We start from the raw sequence: 19,678 nt of genomic DNA, 5'->3' as shown, positions 1-19,678 counted from the left end.
GAGCCATGACACCCGTTGACATCTCGCTGCAGCCCCGTCGCATCGACCCGTCCGTCGACCTCGAGATCCGCGCGATCGTCGAGGGCCGTGCGGGCGGTGAGACGTGCAGCACCGACCTCGCGTCGGGCCCCTGGAACTTCGACGCGGTCCCCGGCTACGGCCCGGGCGCGTCGATGGGAGACGTCATCCCGACCGGATCTCCGCGTCAGGGCGAGCTCCCGGCCGAGTACCGCACGGCCTCGGCCGACGAGCTCGACGCACGCATCCGCGCCGCGAAGTCGACGCTCGGCGAGCGTGTCGTGGTGCTCGGCCACTTCTACCAGCGCGAAGAGGTCGTGAAACACGCCGACTACGTGGGCGACTCGTTCCAGCTCGCGAACGCGGCGCTGGAGCACCCGGATGCCGAGGCCATCGTCTTCTGCGGCGTGCACTTCATGGCCGAGACGGCCGACCTCCTCTCGCGCCCCGAGCAGGCGGTGATCCTGCCGAACCTCGCGGCCGGCTGCTCGATGGCCGACATGGCCGACATCGATCAGGTCGAAGACGCGTGGGAGCAGCTCGAAGACGTGTACGGCGACCTGTCGGCACCCGACGCCGACGGTCTCGTGCCGGTGATCCCGGTCACGTACATGAACTCGTCCGCCGCGATAAAGGGCTTCGTCGGTCGCCACGGCGGCATCGTGTGCACATCCTCCAACGCGCGCACGGTGCTCGAGTGGGCGTTCGCGCGCGGGCGCCGCGTGCTCTTCTTCCCGGACCAGCATCTGGGCCGCAACACCGCCAAGGCGATGGGCGTGCCGCTCGAGCAGATGCCCATGTGGAATCCGCGCAAGCCGCTGGGCGGATCGACCGAGCAGCAGCTCCTCGACGCCCGCGTCATCCTGTGGCACGGGTTCTGCTCGGTGCACCGGCGCTTCAGCGTCGACCAGATCGAGAAGGCCCGTGCGGAGCACCCCGGCGTGCGGGTGATCGTGCACCCGGAGTGCCCCATGGAGGTCGTCGACGCCGCCGACGAGTCCGGCTCGACGGACTACATCCGCAAGGCGATCGAGGCGGCGACCGAGCCCACCACGTTCGCGATCGGCACCGAGGTCAACCTCGTGCAGCGGCTGGCGGCGCAGCATCCGCAGCACGAGATCTTCTGCCTCGACCCCGTGGTGTGCCCGTGCTCGACCATGTACCGGATCCACCCCGGCTACCTCGCGTGGGTGCTCGAGGCGCTCGTGCGCGGCGAGGTGCTCAACCGCATCGCGGTGCCCGATGACGTCGCCGACCCCGCCCGCGTCGCCCTCGAGCGCATGCTCGCGGCGAAGCCTCCGGCCGCTCCGGCGGCGCACTGGGAGCAGGCGTCGTGACCCGTGCCCACCCCACCCCGGTCGCTGAGCGAGCGAAGCGAGACGAAGCGCACGCCCTCGTCGTGGGCTCGGGCATCGCAGGGCTGCTCACCGCGCTGCACGCGGTCGACCGCGGATGCCGCGTGACCCTCGTCACGAAGGATGTGCTCGACCACGCCAACACCCGATTCGCGCAGGGCGGCATCGCCGGGGTCATGTTCGACGACGACCGCATCGACGACCACGTGCGCGACACGATGGTCGCCGGCAGCGGGCTCAACGACCTCGACGCGGTGCGCGTGCTCGCCGAGGAGGGGCCGGCCCGCATCCGCGAGCTCATCGACCTCGGTGTCGCGTTCGACCGCGGCGACGACGGCGGTTTCGTCAAGGGCCTGGAGGCGGCGCACTCCTACCCCCGCATCCTGCACGCGGGCGGCGACGCGACCGGCACCGCGATCGAGCGCGCGCTCGTCGCGCGACTGCGTGCGAGCGAGGTGGAGGTCGTCGAGCACGCGTTCCTCGTCGACCTCGTCGTGCGGGACGGCCGCGTAGCGGGTGCCGAGCTGCTCGTGGACGACCGCGAGCGGCAGACGCTTCTCGCCGACGCCGTCGTGCTCGCGACGGGCGGGGCAGGTGAGCTGTACGCCCACTCGACGAACCCCGCCGTCGCGACGGGCGACGGCATCGCCGCGGCCGCGCGCGCCGGGGCGGCGGTCGCCGATCTCGAGTTCTTCCAGTTCCACCCGACCGTGCTCCCAGCGGTCGCGGGCGGGCCCGGCGCCCCGGCGGCGGACGCGTTCCTCGTGTCGGAGGCGGTGCGCGGCGAGGGCGCGTTCCTCGTCGACGAGCATGGGCGACGCTTCGCGTTCGACGCGCACCCGGACGGCGAGCTCGCACCCCGCGACGTCGTCGCGCGCGCGATCGCCGCCCTCATGGAGGCGCAGGACGGACGCCCTGCCCTCCTCGATGCGACGGTCGTCGGCCCGGAATCGCCCGGGGCGCGCGCCGAGTTCCTCGCGAGGCGCTTCCCGACGATCGACCGCGCCGTCCGCGCGCGCGGACTGGACTGGGCGCGCGAGCCGATCCCCGTGACGCCCGCCGCGCACTACCTCATGGGCGGCGTCGTCACCGACCTCGACGGCCGCACCACGGTGCCGGGCCTGTACGCGGTCGGCGAAGTCGCCCGCACGGGCGTGCACGGCGCGAACCGCCTCGCGTCGAACTCGCTGCTCGAAGGAGCGGTGTTCGGCGCGCGTGCCGGCGATGCGATCGCGGATGACGCGGCGTCCGGCACGTGGCCGCACCCCCTCCCGGTGGCTGCCGCTCCCCCGCTGCCCGAACCGCGCGCGGTCGCCGACGCGGAGCCGTTCTCGCGCCCCACGCTGCAGCGCCTCATGTGGGAGCACGCGGGACTCGTGCGCGACGAGGCGGGGCTGCGGCACGCGGCATCCGTTCTCTCGTCGTGGAAGGACCAGCCGCGCGACGTCCGCACAGAACACGACCTCGAAGACGAGAACCTGCTGCAGGTGGCGGCGTCGCTCGTCGCGGCGGCGCTCGCCCGGCGTGAGTCGGTCGGCGCGCACTTCCGGTCGGACGACCCCGCGTGGACGGCCGTCACCTCCACCGCCGAACCCGAGAAGGAGGCGGTCGCATGCTGACCCGCGCCACGATCGACCGCGCGGTCACGGGAGCCCTCGAAGAGGACGCGCCGTGGGGCGACCTCACGAGCGAGGCCCTCATCGTCGAGACGGCGATCGCCCGCGCCGATCTCGTGGCGCGCGAAGAGGGCGTCTTCAGCGGCGGCGAGGTCTTCGCGGCCGCGTTCCGGCTCACCGACCCGTCGATCGACGTCGAGCTGATCGTCGAGGACGGCGAGTTCTTCCGCCCGGGCACCATCCTCGCGACGGTGACGGGTCCCGCTCGAGGAGTGCTCACGGCCGAGCGCGTGGGGCTCAACTTCGTGCAGCGCATGTCGGGCGTCGCGACCCTCACGGCGCACTACGTCGCCGAGGTCGCGCACACCGGCGCACGCATCGCCGACACGCGCAAGACGACGCCCGGCTTGCGCGCGTTCGAGCGGCATGCGGTCGTCAACGGCGGCGGCCACAACCACCGGTATTCGCTGTCGGACGCCGTCATGGCGAAGGACAACCACCTCGCCGTGCTCGCGCAGAAGGGCGTGTCGGTCACGGCGGCGATCCAGGCCGCGAAAGCGCGACTCCCCCATACGACGCACATCGAGGTCGAGGTCGATCGGCTCGACCAGATCGAGCCCGTGCTCGAGGCAGGCGTCGGCACGATCATGCTCGACAACTTCTCGCTCGAAGACCTCCGCGCGGGGGTCGAGCTCGTCGCGGGGCGCGCGACGGTCGAGGCATCCGGCGGTGTCTCGCTCGAGACCGTGCGGGCCATCGCCGAGACCGGCGTCGACGTCATCTCCGTCGGCGCGCTCACCCACTCGGCGCGCGCCCTCGACCTCGGGCTCGACGTGCGCATCGAGGTGCTCGAGGACTGATCATGTCGGTGCTCTACCTCGACAACGCCGCCACGACGCCGGTGCGGCGCGAGGTGCTCGAGGCGATGATGCCATTCCTCACGCGGTGGTTCGGCAATCCGTCGAGCCACCACACGGTCGGCGAAGCCGCGGCCGATGCCCTCGCCGACGCGCGAGGCCGAGTCGCACGCGTGCTCGGCATGCGTGCGGGTGACGTCGTCTTCACGTCTGGCGGCACCGAGGCGAACAACCTCGCGCTCAAGGGCATCGCAATCGCCGCGCAGCAGCGCCGCGGAGCGCGTCACGTCGTGACGACGCCGATCGAGCACGAGTCGATCCTCGAGTCGGCCGACTACCTCGCGCGCGTGCATGGCTTCGACGTGACGCACGTGCCGGTGGACGAGAACGGATGCCTCGACCCGGCGGCCGTCGCCGGGGCTCTGCGCGACGACACGGCGCTCCTTTCGTTCGGATACGCGAACAACGAGGTCGGCACCGTGCAGGACGTCGCCGCAGTCGCCTCCGTCGCTCGCGCGCGCGGCATCCCGGTGCACGTCGACGCGGTGCAGGCCGCGGGGTGGCTGCCGCTGTCGGCGGCCGACCTCGGCGTCGACGCGATCTCGATCGCGGGCCACAAGATCGGGGCGCCGAAGGGCACGGGCGCGCTCGCCGTTCGCGGGCGCGTCCCGCTCGAACCGCTCCTCCACGGCGGAGGACAGGAGCGCGGGCGCCGCAGCGGAACCGAGAACGTCGCGGGCGCTGTGGCCCTCGCGACCGCGCTCGAGCTGGCCGAGGCCGAGCGGGTCGAGGCATCCGAACGCGTCTCGGCCCTCCGCGACGCCTTCATCGCGAAGATCCTCGCGAGCGTGCCCGGTGCGGCGCTGACGGGCGACCCCGCCCGGCGTCTGCCGGGGACCGCGAGCTTCACGTTCGCAGGCACGAGCGGCGAGGCCGTCCTGCTCGAGCTCGAGCGTCGAGGCGTCGTCTCGTCGAGCGGATCGGCGTGCGCGGCCGGAAGCGACGAACCCTCGCACGTGCTGGTCGCGATGGGCGTGGCTCCCGAGGTCGCGCAGACGGCGGTGCGGTTCACGTTCTCGCACGACCTGCGCGAGCCGCTCGACGCTGTCGCGGGCGCCGTCGCCGCCTCGGTCGCGGCCGTCCTCGCGCACTGAGCGGGAGCGCGGGACGACGGCGAGCGATCCCGCCTCAGGCGCGCCGGTACCATCACCCCGTGGCAGCCGATCCCGAACCCGTCGTGACCGTCGTCGTCCCGGGCTTCGACGTCGCCGAATACGCGGCAGAGGCCCTCGATTCGCTGCGTCGCCAGACCCTGCGCGCCTGGACCGCGGTCCTGGTCGACGACGCGTCGACGGATGCCACGCCCGATGTGTTCGCCGAGGCGGCGGCATCCGACCCGCGGTTCCGCATCGTGCGCCACGAGACGCGACGCGGACTCGGCGCTGCACGCAATTCGGGGCTCGACCTCGTCGAGACGCCGTTCGTCGGGTTCCTCGACGCGGACGATGTGCTCACCGCGCACGCGCTCGAACGCCTCGTCGGCACCGTCGCCGCGAGCGGCAGCGATTTCGCGCTCGGCGCGTACGTGCGTCTGCGGCCCGACGGCACAGGCACCTACGTGCCCGGCGACGTGCAGCGGTGGGTGCGCGCGGCGACCGACCCCGCGCGCACCGCGACGACGATCGACGAGCACCCCGCAGCATCCGGCAACATCGTCGCGTGGTCGAAGGTGAGCCGCACCGACTTCTGGCGCCGCGCCGGCCTGCGCTTCCCCGAGGGCGTCGCCTACGAGGACCAGCTCATCGCACAGCGGATGTATTCGCTCGCGCGCGCGTTCGACGTCATCCCCGACGTCGTCGTCCACTGGCGCGAGCGCGCCGACGGCACGTCGATCACGCAGCGCAAGCACGAACTGCCGGTGCTCGTGGACTACCTGACGGCGATGCGCGAGGGGATCGCGGTGCTCGACGAGGGCGGGCACACCGCAGCGGCCGCCGCGCGTGTGCGGTTGATCCTCGAGATGGATGTGCCGCCACTCGTGCGGCTCGCGCGGGAGCACCGCGACGACGAGTACCGCCGCGTGCTCGGCGCGTTCGTGCGCAACCTCGTGGCCCGCGCACCGGAAGCGGCGACGTCGACCGAGATCGCCGCCGCGATGCTGTGGTGAGCACGCGATCGGACGGGATCAGTACTCGTCGCCCAGGTGCGCCCACGGACGCCCGTCGGTCGCGTCGTCCGCGACGAGCTGCGGGTCGTCGGGCGGCAGGTCGGCGCGACGCTCCGGATGCGCCGCCGGCGGCTGCGCCTCTTCGGCCTCGAGGATGCGCGAGGCCGCGAGCTGCTCGGCCGCGAGCTCGGAGTACAGGCCGCCCTGCGCGATGAGCTCGGAGTGCGTTCCGGATTCGACGATGCGCCCGGCCTCGACCACATGGATGACGTCCGCCCCGATGACGGTCGACAGGCGATGCGCGATCGACAGGGTCGTGCGCCCGCGCGCGGCGGCGTCGAGCGCCTCCTGCACGACGCGCTCCGACACGGTGTCGAGCGCCGACGTCGCCTCGTCGAGCAGCAGCACGGGCGGATCCTTCAGCAGCACGCGTGCGATCGCGATGCGCTGCTTCTCGCCGCCCGACAGGCGGTACCCGCGCTCGCCGACGACCGTGTCGTACCCGTCCTCGAAGCTCGAGATGACGTGGTGGATGTTCGCCGCGCGGCACGCCGCTTCAAGCTCGGCATCCGTCGCGTCGGGCTTCGCATAGCGCAGGTTCTCGCGGATCGTCGCATGGAAGAGGTACGTCTCCTGCGAGACGATCCCGACGCTGTCGATGATCGACTCGTGCCGCAGGCGCCGCACGTCGGCACCTGCGAACAGGACCTCGCCGCCGGATGCCTCGTACAGCCGCGGCGTGAGGTAGAGGATGGTCGTCTTGCCCGCGCCGGACGGGCCGACGAACGCGACGTGCTGGCCGGGCTCGGCGACGAAGGAGACGCCGTCGAGCGTCGGGCGCGTGCCGGGCGCGGCATCCGGGTACCGGAAGACCACGTCGCGGAACTCGATGCGGCCCAGCGGTCCGGGGGCCTCCGACACGTCGATCGCGTCGGGGGCGTCGCGGATCGCCGGCACGAGGTCGAGGTACTCGAAGATGCGGGCGAACAGCGCCGCCGACGTCTGCAGATCGAGCGCGACGCGCATGAGGCCCATGAGCGGCATGAGCAGACGCGCCTGCACCGTCGTGAACGCGACGATCGTGCCCGCCGTGATCGTGTCGACGCCCCCCGTCACGAGGTAGCCCGACACGAGGTAGATGATCGCGGGAACGCTCGCCATGAGCACCTGCACGACCGCGAAGAAGCCCTGACCGCTCATCGCCCGCCGCACCTGGAGGCGCACCTGGTTCGCGTTCTCCTCGCGGTAGCGTCCCGACTCGGTGCTCTGCCGGTTGAACGACTTCGACAGCAGGATGCCCGACACGCTCAGGGTCTCCTGCGTGATCGCGGTGAGCTCCGAGAGCGACTCCTGCGTCTCGCCCGCGATCCGCGCGCGCACCTGCCCCACGCGCCGCTGCACGATCACGAGGAACGGCATGAGCACGACCGCGATGAGCGTCAGCCGCCAGTCGATGATGATCATCGCCACGAGCGACGCGATGACCGTCACGACGTTGCCGAGGATGCTCGTCATCGTGTTCGTGAGCACGCCCGACACGCCCCCGACGTCGTTCTGCAGGCGGGACTGGATCACGCCGGTCTTCGTGCGCGTGAAGAACGCCAGCTCCATCGCCTGCAGATGATCGAACAGGCGGATGCGGAGGTCACCGGTCACCCGGTTGCCGACAGTCGACGTGAGCCACGTCTGCACGACGCCGAGCGCCGCCGACAACAGGAACAGCGCGATCATGAGCACGACGAGCCGCCACAGGAGGGGGATGTCGGGTGCGGAGCCGTCGAGCGGGAACAGCGCGTCGTCGAAGATGCGCTGCACGATGAGGGGCGGGATCACGGCGACGCCGGCGCCCGCGATGACGAGCAGCGCCGTGAAGACGAGGCGCCCGATGTACGGCCGGAACAGCGACACGACGCGCCGCCCCAGATTCGGGATCTTGGGCGCCTCGGCGTTGAGCTTCTTCTGCGCCTCGATGTCGACGCCGCGGAACGAGGAACCGCCCCCGCCCCCGCCGCCGCGTCCGCCCATGCTCATGCGCGTCAGCCTAACCACCCGCGCGGACACCGGGATCGGGGCTGACCCGATCGCGCGGACGGTCTAGGCTTTCCTCCATGAACTCGACGCCCGACACACCGCAGCACGACGGAAGCGACCTGGCCGAGCTGCGCGCGGAGATCGACGAGCTCAAGAAGCTTCCGCCCACGGAAGACACGCTCGGGGTCCCCGAGACCGTGGGCGAAGAGATTCCGGAGCCGGAGCCGACCGACGCGATCGGCTCCGAGGATTGGGACGCCCCGTCGCCTCGCCCCCACGACGAGCCGCGCGACGCCTGACGGCGAGAAGCGCCCTTCGTCTCGCCCCGATCCACGGGCTCCCCTCCCCGCGGGATGAATCCCGCACAAGAAATTTCCCCCGAGCGGGAATGTGATCGCTCCCGGCGCGGTTGTGCGCTGGGTGCGCCGGCCCACGGCGCTCGATGAAGCGCCCGCCGAGCATCGAGGAGACCTCTGTATGGCCACCACCGACACCCGACCGGGCACCGACAGCATCCGGGTGCCCGAGACCGGCGCGTCCGCCTCTTCGCGCGGGCCGCTGCTGGCACCCGAGCAGAGCCGCGTCGTATGGCTGCTGCTGGCCGCCGCGTTCGTCGCGATCCTGAACGAGACGACGATGGGCGTCGCGATTCCGCACCTGATCGGCGACCTCGGCATCACCGCCGTCGAGGCGCAGTGGCTGACCACCGCGTTCATGCTCACGATGGCCGTGATCATCCCGATCACGGGCTTCCTGCTGCGCCGATTCACGACCCGCGCCGTGTTCATCACCGCGATGAGCCTCTTCTCGCTCGGAACGCTCGTCGCGCTGCTGTCGCCGGGGTACCCGCTTCTCGTCGTGGCGCGCGTGATCCAGGCCTCCGGCACCGCGATCATGATGCCGCTGCTCATGACGACGCTCATGACCGTCGTGCCGCCGCACGCGCGCGGCCGCATGATGGGGCGCGTCAGCATCGTCATGTCGCTCGCGCCCGCGATCGGCCCGACGCTGTCCGGCTTCCTGCTCGACAACCTCAACTGGCGCTGGATCTTCGGCGTCGTGCTGCCGATCGCGCTCGTCGCGCTCGCGATGGGCGCGCGCTGGATCCACAACCTCGGTGAGACGACCCGTGCCCCGATCGACGTGCTGTCGGTCGTGCTGTCGGCCTTCGGCTTCGGCGGCCTCGTGTACGGCTTGAGTCAGATCGGCGGCGGCGCGTCGCACGGCGCGACCGGTGCCGAGGCGCAGGCCGCCGAGACCCTGTCGACCGTGTCGCTCATCGTCTCGTTCGTGGTGGGCGGGATCGCTCTCGCGCTCTTCATCTGGCGCCAGCTCGTGCTGCAGCGCGTCGACGACGCCCTGCTCGACCTGCGCGTGTTCCGCTCGCGGAATTTCTCGCTTTCGATGGTGCAGATCGCGCTGCTGGCGATGGCGTTCTTCGGCGCGATCACGACGCTGCCGCTCTACATGCAGAGCGTGCTCGGCATCTCGCCGTTCGAGACGGGCCTCACGGTGCTGCCCGGCGCACTCGCGATGGGCCTCCTCGGCCCGGTGATCGGCCGCATCTACGACCGCTGGGGTACGCGCGTGCTCCTGATCCCGGGCGCGTTCATCGCGAGCGGCATGCTGTGGCTGTACACGACGTTCGACGAGTTCACCTCGATCTGGACGATCGCGATCGCCCAGACGGTGCTCTCGGTCGGCCTCGCGCTGTCGTTCACGCCGCTGTTCACCGCATCGCTCGCGTCGCTGACGCCGAAGTTCTACTCGTACGGCTCGGCGGTCGTCGGCACGACCCAGCAGGTCGCCGGCGCAGCCGGCATCGCCCTCATGATCACGGTCATGTCGGCGGTCACGGCGTCGGCGGCCGAGTCGGGACTGTCGGATGCCGCGGCCGGCGCCGCCGGCACGAGGGCCGCATTCCTCATCGCGGCGATCCTGTCGCTGCCGATGATCGTGGGCGCGTTCCTCATCCGCAAGCCGGCCGACGCGCCGGTCGGAGCGCCCGCCGCGCACTGAGCCCGTATCAACCGGAACAGCACCGCCCTCTCGACGTGACGAGAGGGCGGTGCCATTCTGGGCGCGCCAGCGAAACGGAGGATGAGCATGATCGTCGCGACACCCGACCCCGCCACCGCCGAAGGCATCGTCGCCGAGAGATACCGCGAAGACCTCGAGAACGACGGATTCGTGTTCGGCCATACGCGGGCGATGGCGGTCAATCCCGAAGCCGAGCAGTCGTTCGAGACGCTCCTCGGGGCGATCATCCCCTCGATCGGCGTGCGCACGTACGAGCTGGCGACGCTCGGCGCCGCCGCCGCCCTCAAGTCCGGGCACTGCCTGCTGGCGCACGGTCGCAGGTCGCTGCGCATCGAGGCGCTCGATGAGGACGAGGTCGTGCAGATCGCACGCGGCGACGCCGACGGTCCGCTGCCGCCCGGCGACGCCGCGGTCGTGCGGTTCGCGGCGAAGGTGTCGACGGATGCCGCGGCCATGACCGACGCCGACAGCCAGGACCTGCGCGACCACGGCTACTCGGATCGCCAGATCGTCGACATCGCTCTCGCGGCCGCCGCGCGCAACTACTTCAGTCGCGCGCTGCTCGCGCTCGCGGTGCCCGTCGACGACGTGCCCGGGCTCAGCGCGCGCGTGAAGGAGGCGCTGCTGTCACCTCTGTCGAGCTGAGGTGACGATCGGCGTCACTCGGTACTGCAGCATCCGCCCCCGCAGCAGGATGCGCCCGACTCGGCGGGCGCGAGAAGGTTCTTCTCGTCCGCGATCGGCTGAAGGCTCGGGGTGGGAAGCTGCGACGTCGTCATGCCTCCATCGTAAGCATGCCTGAGACCGGCGGGACCAACGTCACACCATGCGGGTCGACCGCTCCGATAGCGTCAGCATCAGGGGAGCAGTCGTCGAAGGAGTGAAGCAAGATGTCGGTTCCTGCAGAGTCCACGATGCGCGCGGCCGTGGTCGTCGCGCCCGACAAGCCGCTCGAGGTTCGGGACGTCCCGATCCCGACGCCGGGTCCCGGCGAAGTGCTCGTGCGCGTCATCACGAGCGGCGTATGCCACACCGACCTGCACGCGGCCCGCGGCGACTGGCCCGTCCCACCGAAGGCGGACCTCATCCCAGGACACGAGGGCTACGGCGAGGTGGTCGCGCTCGGCGACGGGGTCACGACGTTGAAGGTCGGCGACTTCGTCGGCAACGCCTGGCTGTGGAGCGCGTGCGGTGTGTGCGAGTACTGCCGCACCGGCTGGGAGACGCTGTGCGAGCAGCAGAAGAACGGCGGATACAGCGTCGACGGATCATTCGGCGAGTACATGCTCGTCGACGAGCGGTTCGCGGCGCGCATCCCCGACGGCTCCGACCCGGTCGAGGTCGCGCCCATCCTGTGCGCGGGCGTCACCGTCTACAAGGGGCTCAAGGTCACCGAGGTCAAGCCCGGCGAATGGGTCGTCATCTCGGGCATCGGCGGCCTCGGGCACATCGCGGTGCAGTACGCGATCGCGATGGGCATGCGCGTCGCGGCCGTCGACATCGACGACGCGAAGCTCGAGCTCGCGAAGAAGCACGGCGCCGAGGTCGTGGTGAACGCCGCCGAGACGGATCCCGTCGCAGCCATCCAGGAGCAGATCGGCGGAGCGCACGGCGTGCTCGTCACGGCTGTGCATCCCAAGGCGTTCGCGCAGTCCACGGGCATGGCCCGCCGGCGCGGGACCGTCGTGTTCGTCGGCCTTCCGCCCGGCGACTTCCCCGCCGACATCTTCAGCACCGTGCTGCGCGCCATCACCGTGCGCGGCTCGATCGTCGGAACGCGGCAGGACATGGCGGAGGCGCTCGACTTCTACGCCCGGGGCCTCATCAAGCCGACCGTCCACATCGAGACGCTCGACGACATCAACGACATCTTCGAGCGCATGGAAGAGGGGAAGATCGACGGGCGCATCGTGATGAGCTACGCCAAGGGCTGACGGCGGCGACGGGGGCCGGCGGTGCGGTCAGAGGATCGCGCCGTCGGTCTGGCACGTCGGGCAGTACTCGGCGGTCGTGCTGCCGAACGAGAAGTCGCGGATCTCGCCTCCGCACACGGGGCACGTCTCGCCCGCTCGGCCGTGCACCCGCATCGCGGCGATCTTGGCGGCCTTGAGCTGATCGATCGGCACACCATGCCGCGCCGCGATCGCGTCGCGCACGGTGGACACGGTCGCCGCATACAGGCGGTCGAGTGCGTCGGCATCGAGGGCGGCGGCGTGCGCGACCGGTGAGATCTTGGCCGCGTGCAGAATCTCGTCGGAGTAGGCGTTGCCGATTCCTGCGATCGATTCCTGCTCCTGCAGGATCGCCTTGATCTGCTTGCGCCGACCCACCACGGCACGATCGAAGTCGGCTCGCGTGTAACCCGGATCGGCAGGATCGGGCCCGAGCTTCGCGATGGCGGGCACTTCGGACGCATCGTCGACCACGAAGACGCCGAGCGACACCCACGATCCCGCGTCGGTGAGCTCGAAGCCGCTTCCGTCGTCGAGAGCGATGCGCGCGAGGACGGCCGGTGCGTCGTCCGCCGGCGGATCGGCGTCTGCCGCGGCGGCGATGTCGTCGTGCCACGCGATCCACCCGTGGCGACCGAGCGACACGACGAGGTGCTGCCCGTCGTCGATCGCGAGATCGATGTGCTTGCCGTGCCGCGAAGCCCCCGCGATGCGGTCGCCGACGAGGCTCGCCAGGGGTCGGGCGCGGGTCTTGATGATGCGGAACTCGACGACGTCGACATCGCGGATGCTGCGCCCCGCCGCCCGCTCGCCGAGGAAGTCCGCGAGCGCCTGCACCTCGGGTGATTCCGGCATGGACCCATCCTGGCACCGGCGTGCGACATACGCGCCGGAGTCGGGTGCGGCATCCGTGACATCCTTCTACGCCCGGTTTCGCCGTGTTGCGTCGCGTCGAGCCGACTCGCAGGCGGCCTGACTAACGTCGAGGGCATGACGTCTCCGCAGCCAGCAGCCCGCCCGGCATCCGAGTTCGCCGCCTCCGCACCGGCGCACGGACCGGGCGCATCGCTGTCTGCCGACACCTTCAAGGCGCTCTTCCGCGGCCACCCCTCGGGCGTCGCGGTCATCACGGCGCACGGCGACGACGGGCCGGTCGCGCTCACTGCCTCGTCGGTGTCGTCCGTGAGCGTCGACCCGCCGCTGCTCATCTTCTCGATCTCGGCCATGTCGTCGGCGACGCCGACGATCGCAGCGGCCGACACGATCGTCGTGCACCTGCTCGACGCGGATGACCTCGATCTGGCGCGCCTGGGAGCCACCAGCGGCGTCGACCGGTTCGCCGACCGCGACGCATGGGCCCCGCTGCCCACCGGCGAGCCGGTGTTCCGCGGAGTTCGCGCATGGGTGCGGTGCGCGATCGTGAGCCGCATGGACGCGGGAGACTCGACGATCATCGCCGCGCAGGGCCTGCGGGCGACGATCGCGCGCGATGTCACTCCGGGCGAGCCCGGCAACGCGCTCGTCTACTACAACCGCACATGGCACCGCCTCGGGGACCAGTCGCGCATCGCGTGATGCGTGATCCCCGAGGCGGGCACCCCGCGTCGGCGTACGGGGCTCAGCGGCGGCGGTGCGCCCGGTCAGATGGACCGAGTGCCGCGGCGGCGTCGTGCGAAGAACACGTAGAGGCCGAGGACGATGATCGCGCCGATGATCGACCCGATGATGCCGGCGGGCTGCAGGAAGCCGCCGCTCGGGTCGGCGCCGAAGATGAGGAATCCGAGGAAGCCGCCGACGAACGACCCGACGATGCCGAGCACGATCGTCATGAGGATGCCCATGCTCTGCTTTCCGGGGATGACGGCGCGTGCGATGAGCCCCGCGATCAATCCGATGATGATGAGACCGAGGATGGTCCAGAGCATTTCTCTCTCCTTCGTCTTGTGAACACCGGGCGAGCGGTTCAGCCCCGAGTCGGGGCGCACACCAGGCTACGAATTTCGACCCCGAAAGGTCGGGCCCTACCCACGAAGGGCCGCGAGGCGCTATCATCGCGCGCTCGCGCGCCCCGCAGCCTGCGTCCCATGCGCGAGTTCGCCGTCGTCGACCGCAGCGGCAACCTCGTGCGCGGCGGCAGCCCGATGACCACGGATGCCTGCCGCCCGGCGCATCCGTCCGCCCTCCGCCTAGGCTGAGGGGCGCATGCGCGAGTTCATCAGAGGAGTGTCGTATCTCGGGCGCGGGTTCGCGTACTGGGGCAGACGACCGGGCCTCATGGCGCTCGGGCTCGTTCCTGCGGCGATCGTCGGGATCCTCTTCCTGTCGGGTCTCGTCGTGCTCGCGCTCTTCCTGCCGGGGATCGCCGACGCGCTCACGCCGTTCGCGGACGGCTGGCCGAGCGTGTGGGCGATCGTCATGCGCGTGGCGGTGGGCACGGCGGTGTTCGGCGCAGCGCTCGTGCTTGTCGTGGTGTCGTTCACCGCGGTCACGCTCGTGGTCGGCGACCCGTTCTACGAGCGCATCTGGAAGGCCATCGAGGACGACCTCGGCGATGCGGGCGCCGAGAAGGATTACGGCTTCTGGCGCTCCGTGGGCGACGGGGTCTCCCTCATCGCGCGCGGCATCGGTGTGGCGCTCCTCGCCGCCCTGCTCGGCCTCATCCCCGCGGTAGGCGGCCCGTTGAGCGCGATCGTAGGGATCGTCGCGACGGGTTGGCTCGTCGCGGACGAGCTCACGGCGCGGGCCCTCACGTCTCGCGGCATGGCGCGCCGCGAGCGCCGCCGCGTGATGCGCCCGCACCGGGCTCGCGTGCTGGGGTTCGGCGTCGTCACGCAGCTGTGCTTCCTCGTGCCGCTCGGCGCCGTCGCGACGATGCCCGCCGCCGTCGCAGGGTCGACGCTGCTCGCACGGGCCCTGCTCGACAGCGACGCCACCTGACGTCACGCCGTGTCGAACTCGCCGCGGAGGTATCTCGGCGCCTGGGTGCGCCACGCCTCGGTCACGAGCTCGGCGAGGTGCTGCTCGTCGATCCGGGCCATCCGGAACGCCACCTTCGGCTCACTCCACCGCGTCGTCGTGCGCAGGAAGACGTCGGGCTCCATCTCGACGAGGGCGCGAGCGTCGAGTTCGTCGGCGACCTTCACGGCGACGACGAGCTCGGATGCCACGATCGCCCGCATGTCGTCGGGGATGCTCGGCCACGGGTGGCATTCCCACGCGTAGAGCTTGCCGCGCACGAACCACGCCGCGCCGCCCGTCGTCGCGCGCTCCTCGCTGCCGGGCAGCCTGTCGGCGATGCGGCGCACGTCGGCGAGAGTCGGCATCGCCCGAGGGTATCGCCCACCGCAGACAGCGCGGCGGTCAGGTCCTCCGTTCGTGGCGGACGGGCTTGAGCCTCTCGGGCGCATCCGTCGCGGGGATCCACTCGCACTCGAACGCCCCCCGGTACCCGAAGAGGAAGCCGAATCGGTGGTTGTGGACCTCGAGATCGACGTGGAACAGGCCGTCGGCGTCATCGAAGTACTCGTGCAGCGTCGCGCGGCCGCTGAACAGCATCGGGAACCGGAACGCGATCGGCCCTTCATAGAATCGCTGTGCGTCCGAGGTGAGCCGCAGCCCGCCCTCATCGTCGACGTGCAGGTCCAGGTCGACGGCCAGGTGCTGGTGCGTGCCGAGGTAGTCGAGGATTCGCCCCCCATCGAGGACCATCGTCGCGTCGAACCGGCGCCACTTGCCCGCGATCTCGTACTCACGCACGAACGTCACGGTCTCGCGTCCGAGCGGGTCGAGGTACGGGAAGTTCTCGATCCCGAACGGCACATCGCTGCCCGTGTCGGGCACCAGGATGTTCCGCATCCGCCCGATCTGCAGGAACGGCACCGTCCACCACGGCCCGCGCCGGATCGTCGTCATCACCCCTCGCCCGACGCACGCCTCGCCCGACGTCAGGCCGACGCCGAACCGGCGGCGCATCATCGGATGCAGCCGCTGGAAGTCCTCGCCGAGAGCGCGTTCGAAGATCGAGGTCACGGAACCGCCTCCGGACTCGGGTCGGGCAACTGTGCCAGGGTCGCGGGCGCATCGACGAGGTGGTCGGCGCGCCGTGGTCGCGAGACGGGTCTGCGGCGGCAGCGCCGCGCGCGGGGACGATCCGGATGCCACCACCACACGACACTCCACAGAGGCCACCGCTCCGGCGGCACCCCGGTCTCGATCCACACCCGAAGACGGTCGAAGCTCCACGCCGTCGCCAATCCCAGCAGCGGGCGCACGAGCACGTCGAGCACGCCCCATCCGGGCTCGTAGTCATACCCGGTGATGAACGCCGTGCCGCCGTCGGTCGGCACATAACGCCAGTACCCGCGACCGGATCGGATCGGCGACAGCACGTCGTCGGTCGCGAACCGCAGCGCCGACGTGCGCGTGCCGTCGGGGCGCTCGATCTCGCCCAGACTCACCCCGGTGCCCTCCACGATGTGGAACGGAGTGCGTCGCGTGTACCGGAAGCGGGTTGCGCCGGCATCCGTCTCGCCCGTCGGCTCGATGGAGGAGAACCGGATGTCCCACCGGACGTGTGCGGCTGGATCCTGCGTGCGCCGCCAGACCTCGTCGACGTCCGCACGGATGACGGTCTCGACGTAGATGCCGGCGCGGCGCACGCGCTGCCTCACACGAGCCTCGTCGGCGGTCCGTACTGAGCGACGAGCCGGTCCCGGGTGAGCAGGACGATTCCCTCGAGGCGACTCTGGGCGACGAGCATCCGGTCGAACGGATCGCTGTGATGCGGAGGCAGGTCGACGACGGCAGCCGCATGCGCGCTCGTGACGGGCAGTTCGCGATACCCGTTGTCGATCAGGCCTGTGCGCAGGACCCGCGGGTCGACGACGAAGTCCGGACGGCGCAGCCCGACTTTGATGGCGACCTCCCAGATGCTCGCTGAGCTGAACTCGAGTTCTGTCGAGGGATCAGTCAGCTCGTTCCGAAGAGCAGGAGCCAGCTTCTCGGGTTCGTACGCGGCCCACAGAAGCAGGTGGGTGTCGAGGAGCAGCCTCACTCTCCGACCTCGAAGAGGTCGAGGATCTCATCGCGGCCCCAGTCGTCGAAGTCGTCGGGGATCTGCGCTTGCCCCTTGAGGAAGCCCAGCCTCTGCACCCGATCGGGAGAGTCCAGGCGGGTCAGCTTCGCGATGGGCTTGCCGGCACGACCGACCACCACGGTCTCGCCCGCCGCCGCCCTGTCGACGAGGCGCGAGAAGTGCGTCTTCGCTTCGTGAATGTTGATGACCACGACCCACCTCCTGGACTAAGTCTAGTGGACTAGACCAGAAGGGGCCAGGGGCTTGTCCACGTTTCAGTCCCAGTCGAGGTACTCCTCGATGATGACGGCGGTGTCCATGATGTGCGTCAGCGGGAAAAGGTGCCCGGCGCCCTCGATGTTCTTGACGCTCGCGCGCTCGGGAGCAGTAGAACGGAGCGCTTCGCCGTTGGCCGGAGGCGTGACCTCGTCCTCCGTACCCTGGATGATGAGCACGGGGATGACCGGAGCCAGCGGGATCTCGGCCTCTTCGACGCCGAGCAGCAGCAGGCCGTTGACGCGATCGGCGTGCGACGCGGCGAACGCGCGCGCGACGGTGCCGCCCGATCCGTGTCCACCGATCCACGTGTGCTCGAGCCCGAGGCGGTCGAGCACGGACGTCACGTCGGCGACGCGCTCGTCGAAGCTCTCGGAGTCGGAGCTGGTGCCGACGCGCACGACGTGGAAGCCCGCCTCCTCGGCGAGGTAGTGCGACACGACGCTCAGCGGATCGCCGTCGAGGCCGCCGTCGGCGATGAGCACCAGCGCGACCGGCCCCTCCCCCTCCTCGACGTACGGAATCGGGCGGCTGTCCGCGTCGACGGTGCTGTTGTCGGTCACGTGCGTGGAGTCCTCTCGTGCGGGAAGTTCGTGTCTCGCTCCGCGCGCGCACGGCGATGCCGCGGCGATCGACGGGGATGGGTGCGAGGCTGATCGAATCTACCAGACCGTCGACGCGTCCCGATCCGGTTATCGCGCGTGACCTGGACTTTATCCCGTGCAATCGTCCTCGGATGCCTCGCACCGACGTCAGAAGTCGACCTTGCGCTCCTTGTCGACATCCAGCTCGGACTCCTCGCTCGCCCATGCGTCCAGCGCGGCCTCCAGCTGGCGTCGCAGCCACTCCGCGCTCAGCGGCCCCGCCGCCGCGAGCGCGTCGAGTTGACGTCGGCGCTCGTCCACCGTGCCGGTCAGGTCTGGCGGGTCCGCGGGTGTCTCGGCCATCGCGTCCTCCCTCGGTCGTCCCTCGGGCGCGAGCGTACTCCTGGCACGTGGACGGCGACAGCACCCCGATCAGCGCCTATGGACGCGCGCAGCTCCGAGGTCGTGGCGCCGGATGCCGACACGCCGGGGCGCGGATGAGGAGCCACGACCATGGCAACGTGGGGGAATGGCAATCACGTACCACCCCATGGATGATCCGTCGCGGGAAGAGGTCCTCGCGCTCTACGGCGCCGTGGGGTGGTCCGCCTACGCCAGAGATCCCGACCGCCTCGCATCGGCGCTCTCGGCGTCTCTCGCCGTGACGACGGCCCGCGACGGCGGTCGTTTGGTCGGCCTCGCCCGCCTCGTCGGCGACGGGCTGACCATCGTCTACCTCCAGGACATCCTCATCTCGCCGGAGCACCAGCGACGCGGCATCGGTCGCGACCTGCTCGAGCGCGCGTTCGCCCCGTACCGCGACGTCCGTCAGAAGGTTCTCCTCACCGACGACGAGCCTTCCCAGCGGGCCTTCTACGAGGCGATGGGCTTCACCGAGGTCGGTGACCTCGAGCCCCCGCTTCGTGCATTCGTCCGGTTCGACTGAGGGCGGTGAGAGCCAGTCGCGTGATCGCTACACGTTGAAGCGGAACTCAACCAAGTTACGCCAGCGCTGGGCATTTCGCACCACCGATAACCTGAAGCCGTGTCCAACCTGCACGACAAGACCGCCTACCCGTGCGCATGCTGCGGTCATCTGACCCTGGGTCAGCCGCCGGGATCGTACGAAGTGTGCCCTGTGTGCTTCTGGGAGGATGACGCCGTCCAACTCCGATGGCCCACATACGCTGGTGGAGCCAATCGCCCCTCCCTCATCGATTCCCAGCGCGCTTATGCGCTGTTCGGAGCAATGGAGGACCGATTCGTCAAGCACGTCCGCCAGGCTTCGGAAGATGAACAGATGGATGCCGGGTGGCGGCCGGTCGACCTCGAGCAGGATGCGTTCGAAGCCAAGGGTCACCGCGACGCCGAGTGGCCGGACGACCTCACGACCTTGTACTGGTGGCGACCGACCTACTGGCGCGCGGCCCGCTAGAAACCGAGATGTAGGAGCGCAACCCGATCAGACGTTGAAGCGGAACTCCACGACGTCACCGTCCTGCATGACGTAGTCCTTGCCCTCGATGCGGGCCTTGCCGCGCGCACGCGCCTCGGCGACGGAGCCGGCCTCGACGAGGTCGTCGAACGAGATGACCTCGGCTTTGATGAAGCCCTTCTCGAAGTCGGTGTGGATGACCCCCGCCGCTTGCGGAGCCTTCCAGCCCTTGCCGATCGTCCACGCGCGAGCCTCCTTGGGCCCGGCGGTGAG

At 70.5% G+C, this 19,678-nt stretch carries 24 protein-coding genes; 13 read left to right on the top strand and 11 right to left on the bottom strand.

Annotated elements, in window-relative coordinates:
* Window positions 1–5: 5 nt before the first annotated feature.
* The 5 genes from nadA to VFF97_RS10560 are packed head-to-tail and all read left to right on the top strand — an operon-like array spanning window position 6 to window position 6,013.
* Window positions 6–1,355 (top strand): quinolinate synthase NadA, encoded by a 1,350-nt coding sequence (nadA, locus tag VFF97_RS10580; RefSeq protein ID WP_325033462.1) that lies wholly within the window; start codon window positions 6–8, stop codon window positions 1,353–1,355.
* Window positions 1,352–2,992, top strand: coding sequence for an L-aspartate oxidase (nadB, locus tag VFF97_RS10575; protein ID WP_325033461.1), 1,641 nt, complete (start codon window positions 1,352–1,354; stop codon window positions 2,990–2,992). Before nadA ends, nadB begins: the two co-directional genes overlap by 4 nt.
* Window positions 2,986–3,849 carry a carboxylating nicotinate-nucleotide diphosphorylase gene (gene nadC / locus VFF97_RS10570; RefSeq protein WP_325033460.1) on the top strand — a complete coding sequence of 288 codons (864 nt, stop codon included), beginning with the start codon at window positions 2,986–2,988 and terminating at the stop codon, window positions 3,847–3,849. Before nadB ends, nadC begins: the two co-directional genes overlap by 7 nt.
* A gap of 8 nt (window positions 3,850–3,857) precedes the next feature.
* On the top strand, window positions 3,858–5,000 hold the full coding sequence (locus tag VFF97_RS10565) for a cysteine desulfurase family protein (RefSeq protein ID WP_325033470.1): 1,143 nt from the start codon (window positions 3,858–3,860) through the stop codon (window positions 4,998–5,000).
* Between the two features lie 59 nt (window positions 5,001–5,059).
* Window positions 5,060–6,013: a glycosyltransferase family 2 protein gene (locus VFF97_RS10560; RefSeq protein ID WP_325033459.1), complete on the top strand. Its 954-nt coding sequence runs from the start codon at window positions 5,060–5,062 to the stop codon at window positions 6,011–6,013.
* 18 nt (window positions 6,014–6,031) lie between these two features.
* On the opposite strand, the gene VFF97_RS10555 is transcribed toward VFF97_RS10560, so the two are convergent.
* The gene (locus VFF97_RS10555) at window positions 6,032–8,038 is read right to left on the bottom strand and encodes an ABC transporter ATP-binding protein (RefSeq protein ID WP_325033469.1); all 2,007 of its coding nucleotides are present in this window, start codon (window positions 8,036–8,038) and stop codon (window positions 6,032–6,034) included.
* 83 nt (window positions 8,039–8,121) lie between these two features.
* Between VFF97_RS10555 and VFF97_RS10550 the strand changes: the two genes are divergently transcribed.
* From VFF97_RS10550 to adhP, 4 genes are all read left to right on the top strand, one after another.
* Complete coding sequence (locus VFF97_RS10550) at window positions 8,122–8,343, top strand: hypothetical protein (RefSeq protein WP_325033458.1); 222 nt, start codon at window positions 8,122–8,124, stop codon at window positions 8,341–8,343.
* A gap of 178 nt (window positions 8,344–8,521) precedes the next feature.
* Window positions 8,522–10,063 carry a DHA2 family efflux MFS transporter permease subunit gene (locus VFF97_RS10545; protein ID WP_325033457.1) on the top strand — a complete coding sequence of 514 codons (1,542 nt, stop codon included), beginning with the start codon at window positions 8,522–8,524 and terminating at the stop codon, window positions 10,061–10,063.
* Between the two features lie 87 nt (window positions 10,064–10,150).
* On the top strand, window positions 10,151–10,729 hold the full coding sequence (locus VFF97_RS10540) for a carboxymuconolactone decarboxylase family protein (RefSeq protein ID WP_325033456.1): 579 nt from the start codon (window positions 10,151–10,153) through the stop codon (window positions 10,727–10,729).
* Between the two features lie 269 nt (window positions 10,730–10,998).
* Window positions 10,999–12,018, top strand: coding sequence for an alcohol dehydrogenase AdhP (adhP, locus tag VFF97_RS10535; protein ID WP_325033468.1), 1,020 nt, complete (start codon window positions 10,999–11,001; stop codon window positions 12,016–12,018).
* Between the two features lie 27 nt (window positions 12,019–12,045).
* Here adhP and VFF97_RS10530 read toward each other — a convergent pair whose 3' ends face one another.
* Window positions 12,046–12,891: a DNA-formamidopyrimidine glycosylase family protein gene (locus VFF97_RS10530; protein WP_325033455.1), complete on the bottom strand. Its 846-nt coding sequence runs from the start codon at window positions 12,889–12,891 to the stop codon at window positions 12,046–12,048.
* A gap of 135 nt (window positions 12,892–13,026) precedes the next feature.
* On the opposite strand from VFF97_RS10530, the gene VFF97_RS10525 reads away from it, so the two are divergent.
* A complete protein-coding gene (locus VFF97_RS10525) occupies window positions 13,027–13,611 on the top strand; it encodes a flavin reductase family protein (RefSeq protein ID WP_325033454.1) in 585 nt (194 codons plus the stop codon).
* Window positions 13,612–13,676: 65 nt separating this feature from the next.
* Here VFF97_RS10525 and VFF97_RS10520 read toward each other — a convergent pair whose 3' ends face one another.
* Window positions 13,677–13,961 (bottom strand): GlsB/YeaQ/YmgE family stress response membrane protein, encoded by a 285-nt coding sequence (locus VFF97_RS10520; protein WP_325033453.1) that lies wholly within the window; start codon window positions 13,959–13,961, stop codon window positions 13,677–13,679.
* A 277-nt stretch (window positions 13,962–14,238) separates the two neighbouring features.
* Between VFF97_RS10520 and VFF97_RS10515 the strand changes: the two genes are divergently transcribed.
* Window positions 14,239–14,973, top strand: a complete 735-nt coding sequence (locus VFF97_RS10515) for an EI24 domain-containing protein (RefSeq protein WP_325033452.1) — start codon at window positions 14,239–14,241, stop codon at window positions 14,971–14,973.
* A gap of 2 nt (window positions 14,974–14,975) precedes the next feature.
* Here the strand turns inward: VFF97_RS10515 and VFF97_RS10510 are convergent, their stop codons facing one another.
* From VFF97_RS10510 to VFF97_RS10480, 7 genes are all read right to left on the bottom strand, one after another.
* Window positions 14,976–15,359 (bottom strand): MmcQ/YjbR family DNA-binding protein, encoded by a 384-nt coding sequence (locus VFF97_RS10510; protein WP_325033451.1) that lies wholly within the window; start codon window positions 15,357–15,359, stop codon window positions 14,976–14,978.
* Between the two features lie 37 nt (window positions 15,360–15,396).
* Window positions 15,397–16,065: a DUF4166 domain-containing protein gene (locus VFF97_RS10505; protein ID WP_325033450.1), complete on the bottom strand. Its 669-nt coding sequence runs from the start codon at window positions 16,063–16,065 to the stop codon at window positions 15,397–15,399.
* Window positions 16,062–16,706 carry an SRPBCC family protein gene (locus VFF97_RS10500; protein WP_325033449.1) on the bottom strand — a complete coding sequence of 215 codons (645 nt, stop codon included), beginning with the start codon at window positions 16,704–16,706 and terminating at the stop codon, window positions 16,062–16,064. Before VFF97_RS10500 ends, VFF97_RS10505 begins: the two co-directional genes overlap by 4 nt.
* Window positions 16,703–17,089 (bottom strand): type II toxin-antitoxin system VapC family toxin, encoded by a 387-nt coding sequence (locus VFF97_RS10495; protein ID WP_325033448.1) that lies wholly within the window; start codon window positions 17,087–17,089, stop codon window positions 16,703–16,705. Before VFF97_RS10495 ends, VFF97_RS10500 begins: the two co-directional genes overlap by 4 nt.
* Window positions 17,086–17,322 (bottom strand): type II toxin-antitoxin system Phd/YefM family antitoxin, encoded by a 237-nt coding sequence (locus VFF97_RS10490; protein WP_325033447.1) that lies wholly within the window; start codon window positions 17,320–17,322, stop codon window positions 17,086–17,088. Before VFF97_RS10490 ends, VFF97_RS10495 begins: the two co-directional genes overlap by 4 nt.
* Before the next feature lie 63 nt (window positions 17,323–17,385).
* The gene (locus VFF97_RS10485; RefSeq protein WP_325033446.1) at window positions 17,386–17,949 is read right to left on the bottom strand and encodes an alpha/beta hydrolase; all 564 of its coding nucleotides are present in this window, start codon (window positions 17,947–17,949) and stop codon (window positions 17,386–17,388) included.
* Between the two features lie 189 nt (window positions 17,950–18,138).
* The gene (locus tag VFF97_RS10480; RefSeq protein WP_325033445.1) at window positions 18,139–18,333 is read right to left on the bottom strand and encodes a hypothetical protein; all 195 of its coding nucleotides are present in this window, start codon (window positions 18,331–18,333) and stop codon (window positions 18,139–18,141) included.
* A 166-nt stretch (window positions 18,334–18,499) separates the two neighbouring features.
* Between VFF97_RS10480 and VFF97_RS10475 the strand changes: the two genes are divergently transcribed.
* Window positions 18,500–18,916, top strand: coding sequence for a GNAT family N-acetyltransferase (locus tag VFF97_RS10475; RefSeq protein ID WP_325033444.1), 417 nt, complete (start codon window positions 18,500–18,502; stop codon window positions 18,914–18,916).
* Between the two features lie 99 nt (window positions 18,917–19,015).
* Window positions 19,016–19,405 carry a CPCC family cysteine-rich protein gene (locus VFF97_RS10470; protein WP_325033443.1) on the top strand — a complete coding sequence of 130 codons (390 nt, stop codon included), beginning with the start codon at window positions 19,016–19,018 and terminating at the stop codon, window positions 19,403–19,405.
* A 27-nt stretch (window positions 19,406–19,432) separates the two neighbouring features.
* Here the strand turns inward: VFF97_RS10470 and VFF97_RS10465 are convergent.
* The coding region (locus VFF97_RS10465) for a DUF933 domain-containing protein (protein ID WP_325033442.1) at window positions 19,433–19,678 on the bottom strand (246 nt) is incomplete at its 5' end.

The sequence above is a fragment of the Microbacterium sp. genome, from assembly GCF_035687345.1.
Taxonomy (GTDB): domain Bacteria; phylum Actinomycetota; class Actinomycetes; order Actinomycetales; family Microbacteriaceae; genus Microbacterium.
Note: the sequence above shows the minus strand (reverse complement) of the source record. Positions and strands in the feature narration are given on the sequence as shown.

Coding starts and splice junctions, on each gene's coding strand:
- nadA (WP_325033462.1), top strand. CDS start 6: ATGACACCCGTTGACATCTCGCTGCAGCCCCGTCGCATCGACCCGTCC.
- nadC (WP_325033460.1), top strand. CDS start 2,986: ATGCTGACCCGCGCCACGATCGACCGCGCGGTCACGGGAGCCCTCGAA.
- VFF97_RS10555 (WP_325033469.1), bottom strand. CDS start 8,038: ATGGGCGGACGCGGCGGCGGGGGCGGGGGCGGTTCCTCGTTCCGCGGC.
- VFF97_RS10550 (WP_325033458.1), top strand. CDS start 8,122: ATGAACTCGACGCCCGACACACCGCAGCACGACGGAAGCGACCTGGCC.
- VFF97_RS10545 (WP_325033457.1), top strand. CDS start 8,522: ATGGCCACCACCGACACCCGACCGGGCACCGACAGCATCCGGGTGCCC.
- VFF97_RS10540 (WP_325033456.1), top strand. CDS start 10,151: ATGATCGTCGCGACACCCGACCCCGCCACCGCCGAAGGCATCGTCGCC.
- adhP (WP_325033468.1), top strand. CDS start 10,999: ATGCGCGCGGCCGTGGTCGTCGCGCCCGACAAGCCGCTCGAGGTTCGG.
- VFF97_RS10530 (WP_325033455.1), bottom strand. CDS start 12,891: ATGCCGGAATCACCCGAGGTGCAGGCGCTCGCGGACTTCCTCGGCGAG.
- VFF97_RS10525 (WP_325033454.1), top strand. CDS start 13,027: ATGACGTCTCCGCAGCCAGCAGCCCGCCCGGCATCCGAGTTCGCCGCC.
- VFF97_RS10520 (WP_325033453.1), bottom strand. CDS start 13,961: ATGCTCTGGACCATCCTCGGTCTCATCATCATCGGATTGATCGCGGGG.
- VFF97_RS10515 (WP_325033452.1), top strand. CDS start 14,239: ATGCGCGAGTTCATCAGAGGAGTGTCGTATCTCGGGCGCGGGTTCGCG.
- VFF97_RS10510 (WP_325033451.1), bottom strand. CDS start 15,359: ATGCCGACTCTCGCCGACGTGCGCCGCATCGCCGACAGGCTGCCCGGC.
- VFF97_RS10480 (WP_325033445.1), bottom strand. CDS start 18,333: ATGGCCGAGACACCCGCGGACCCGCCAGACCTGACCGGCACGGTGGAC.
- VFF97_RS10475 (WP_325033444.1), top strand. CDS start 18,500: ATGGCAATCACGTACCACCCCATGGATGATCCGTCGCGGGAAGAGGTC.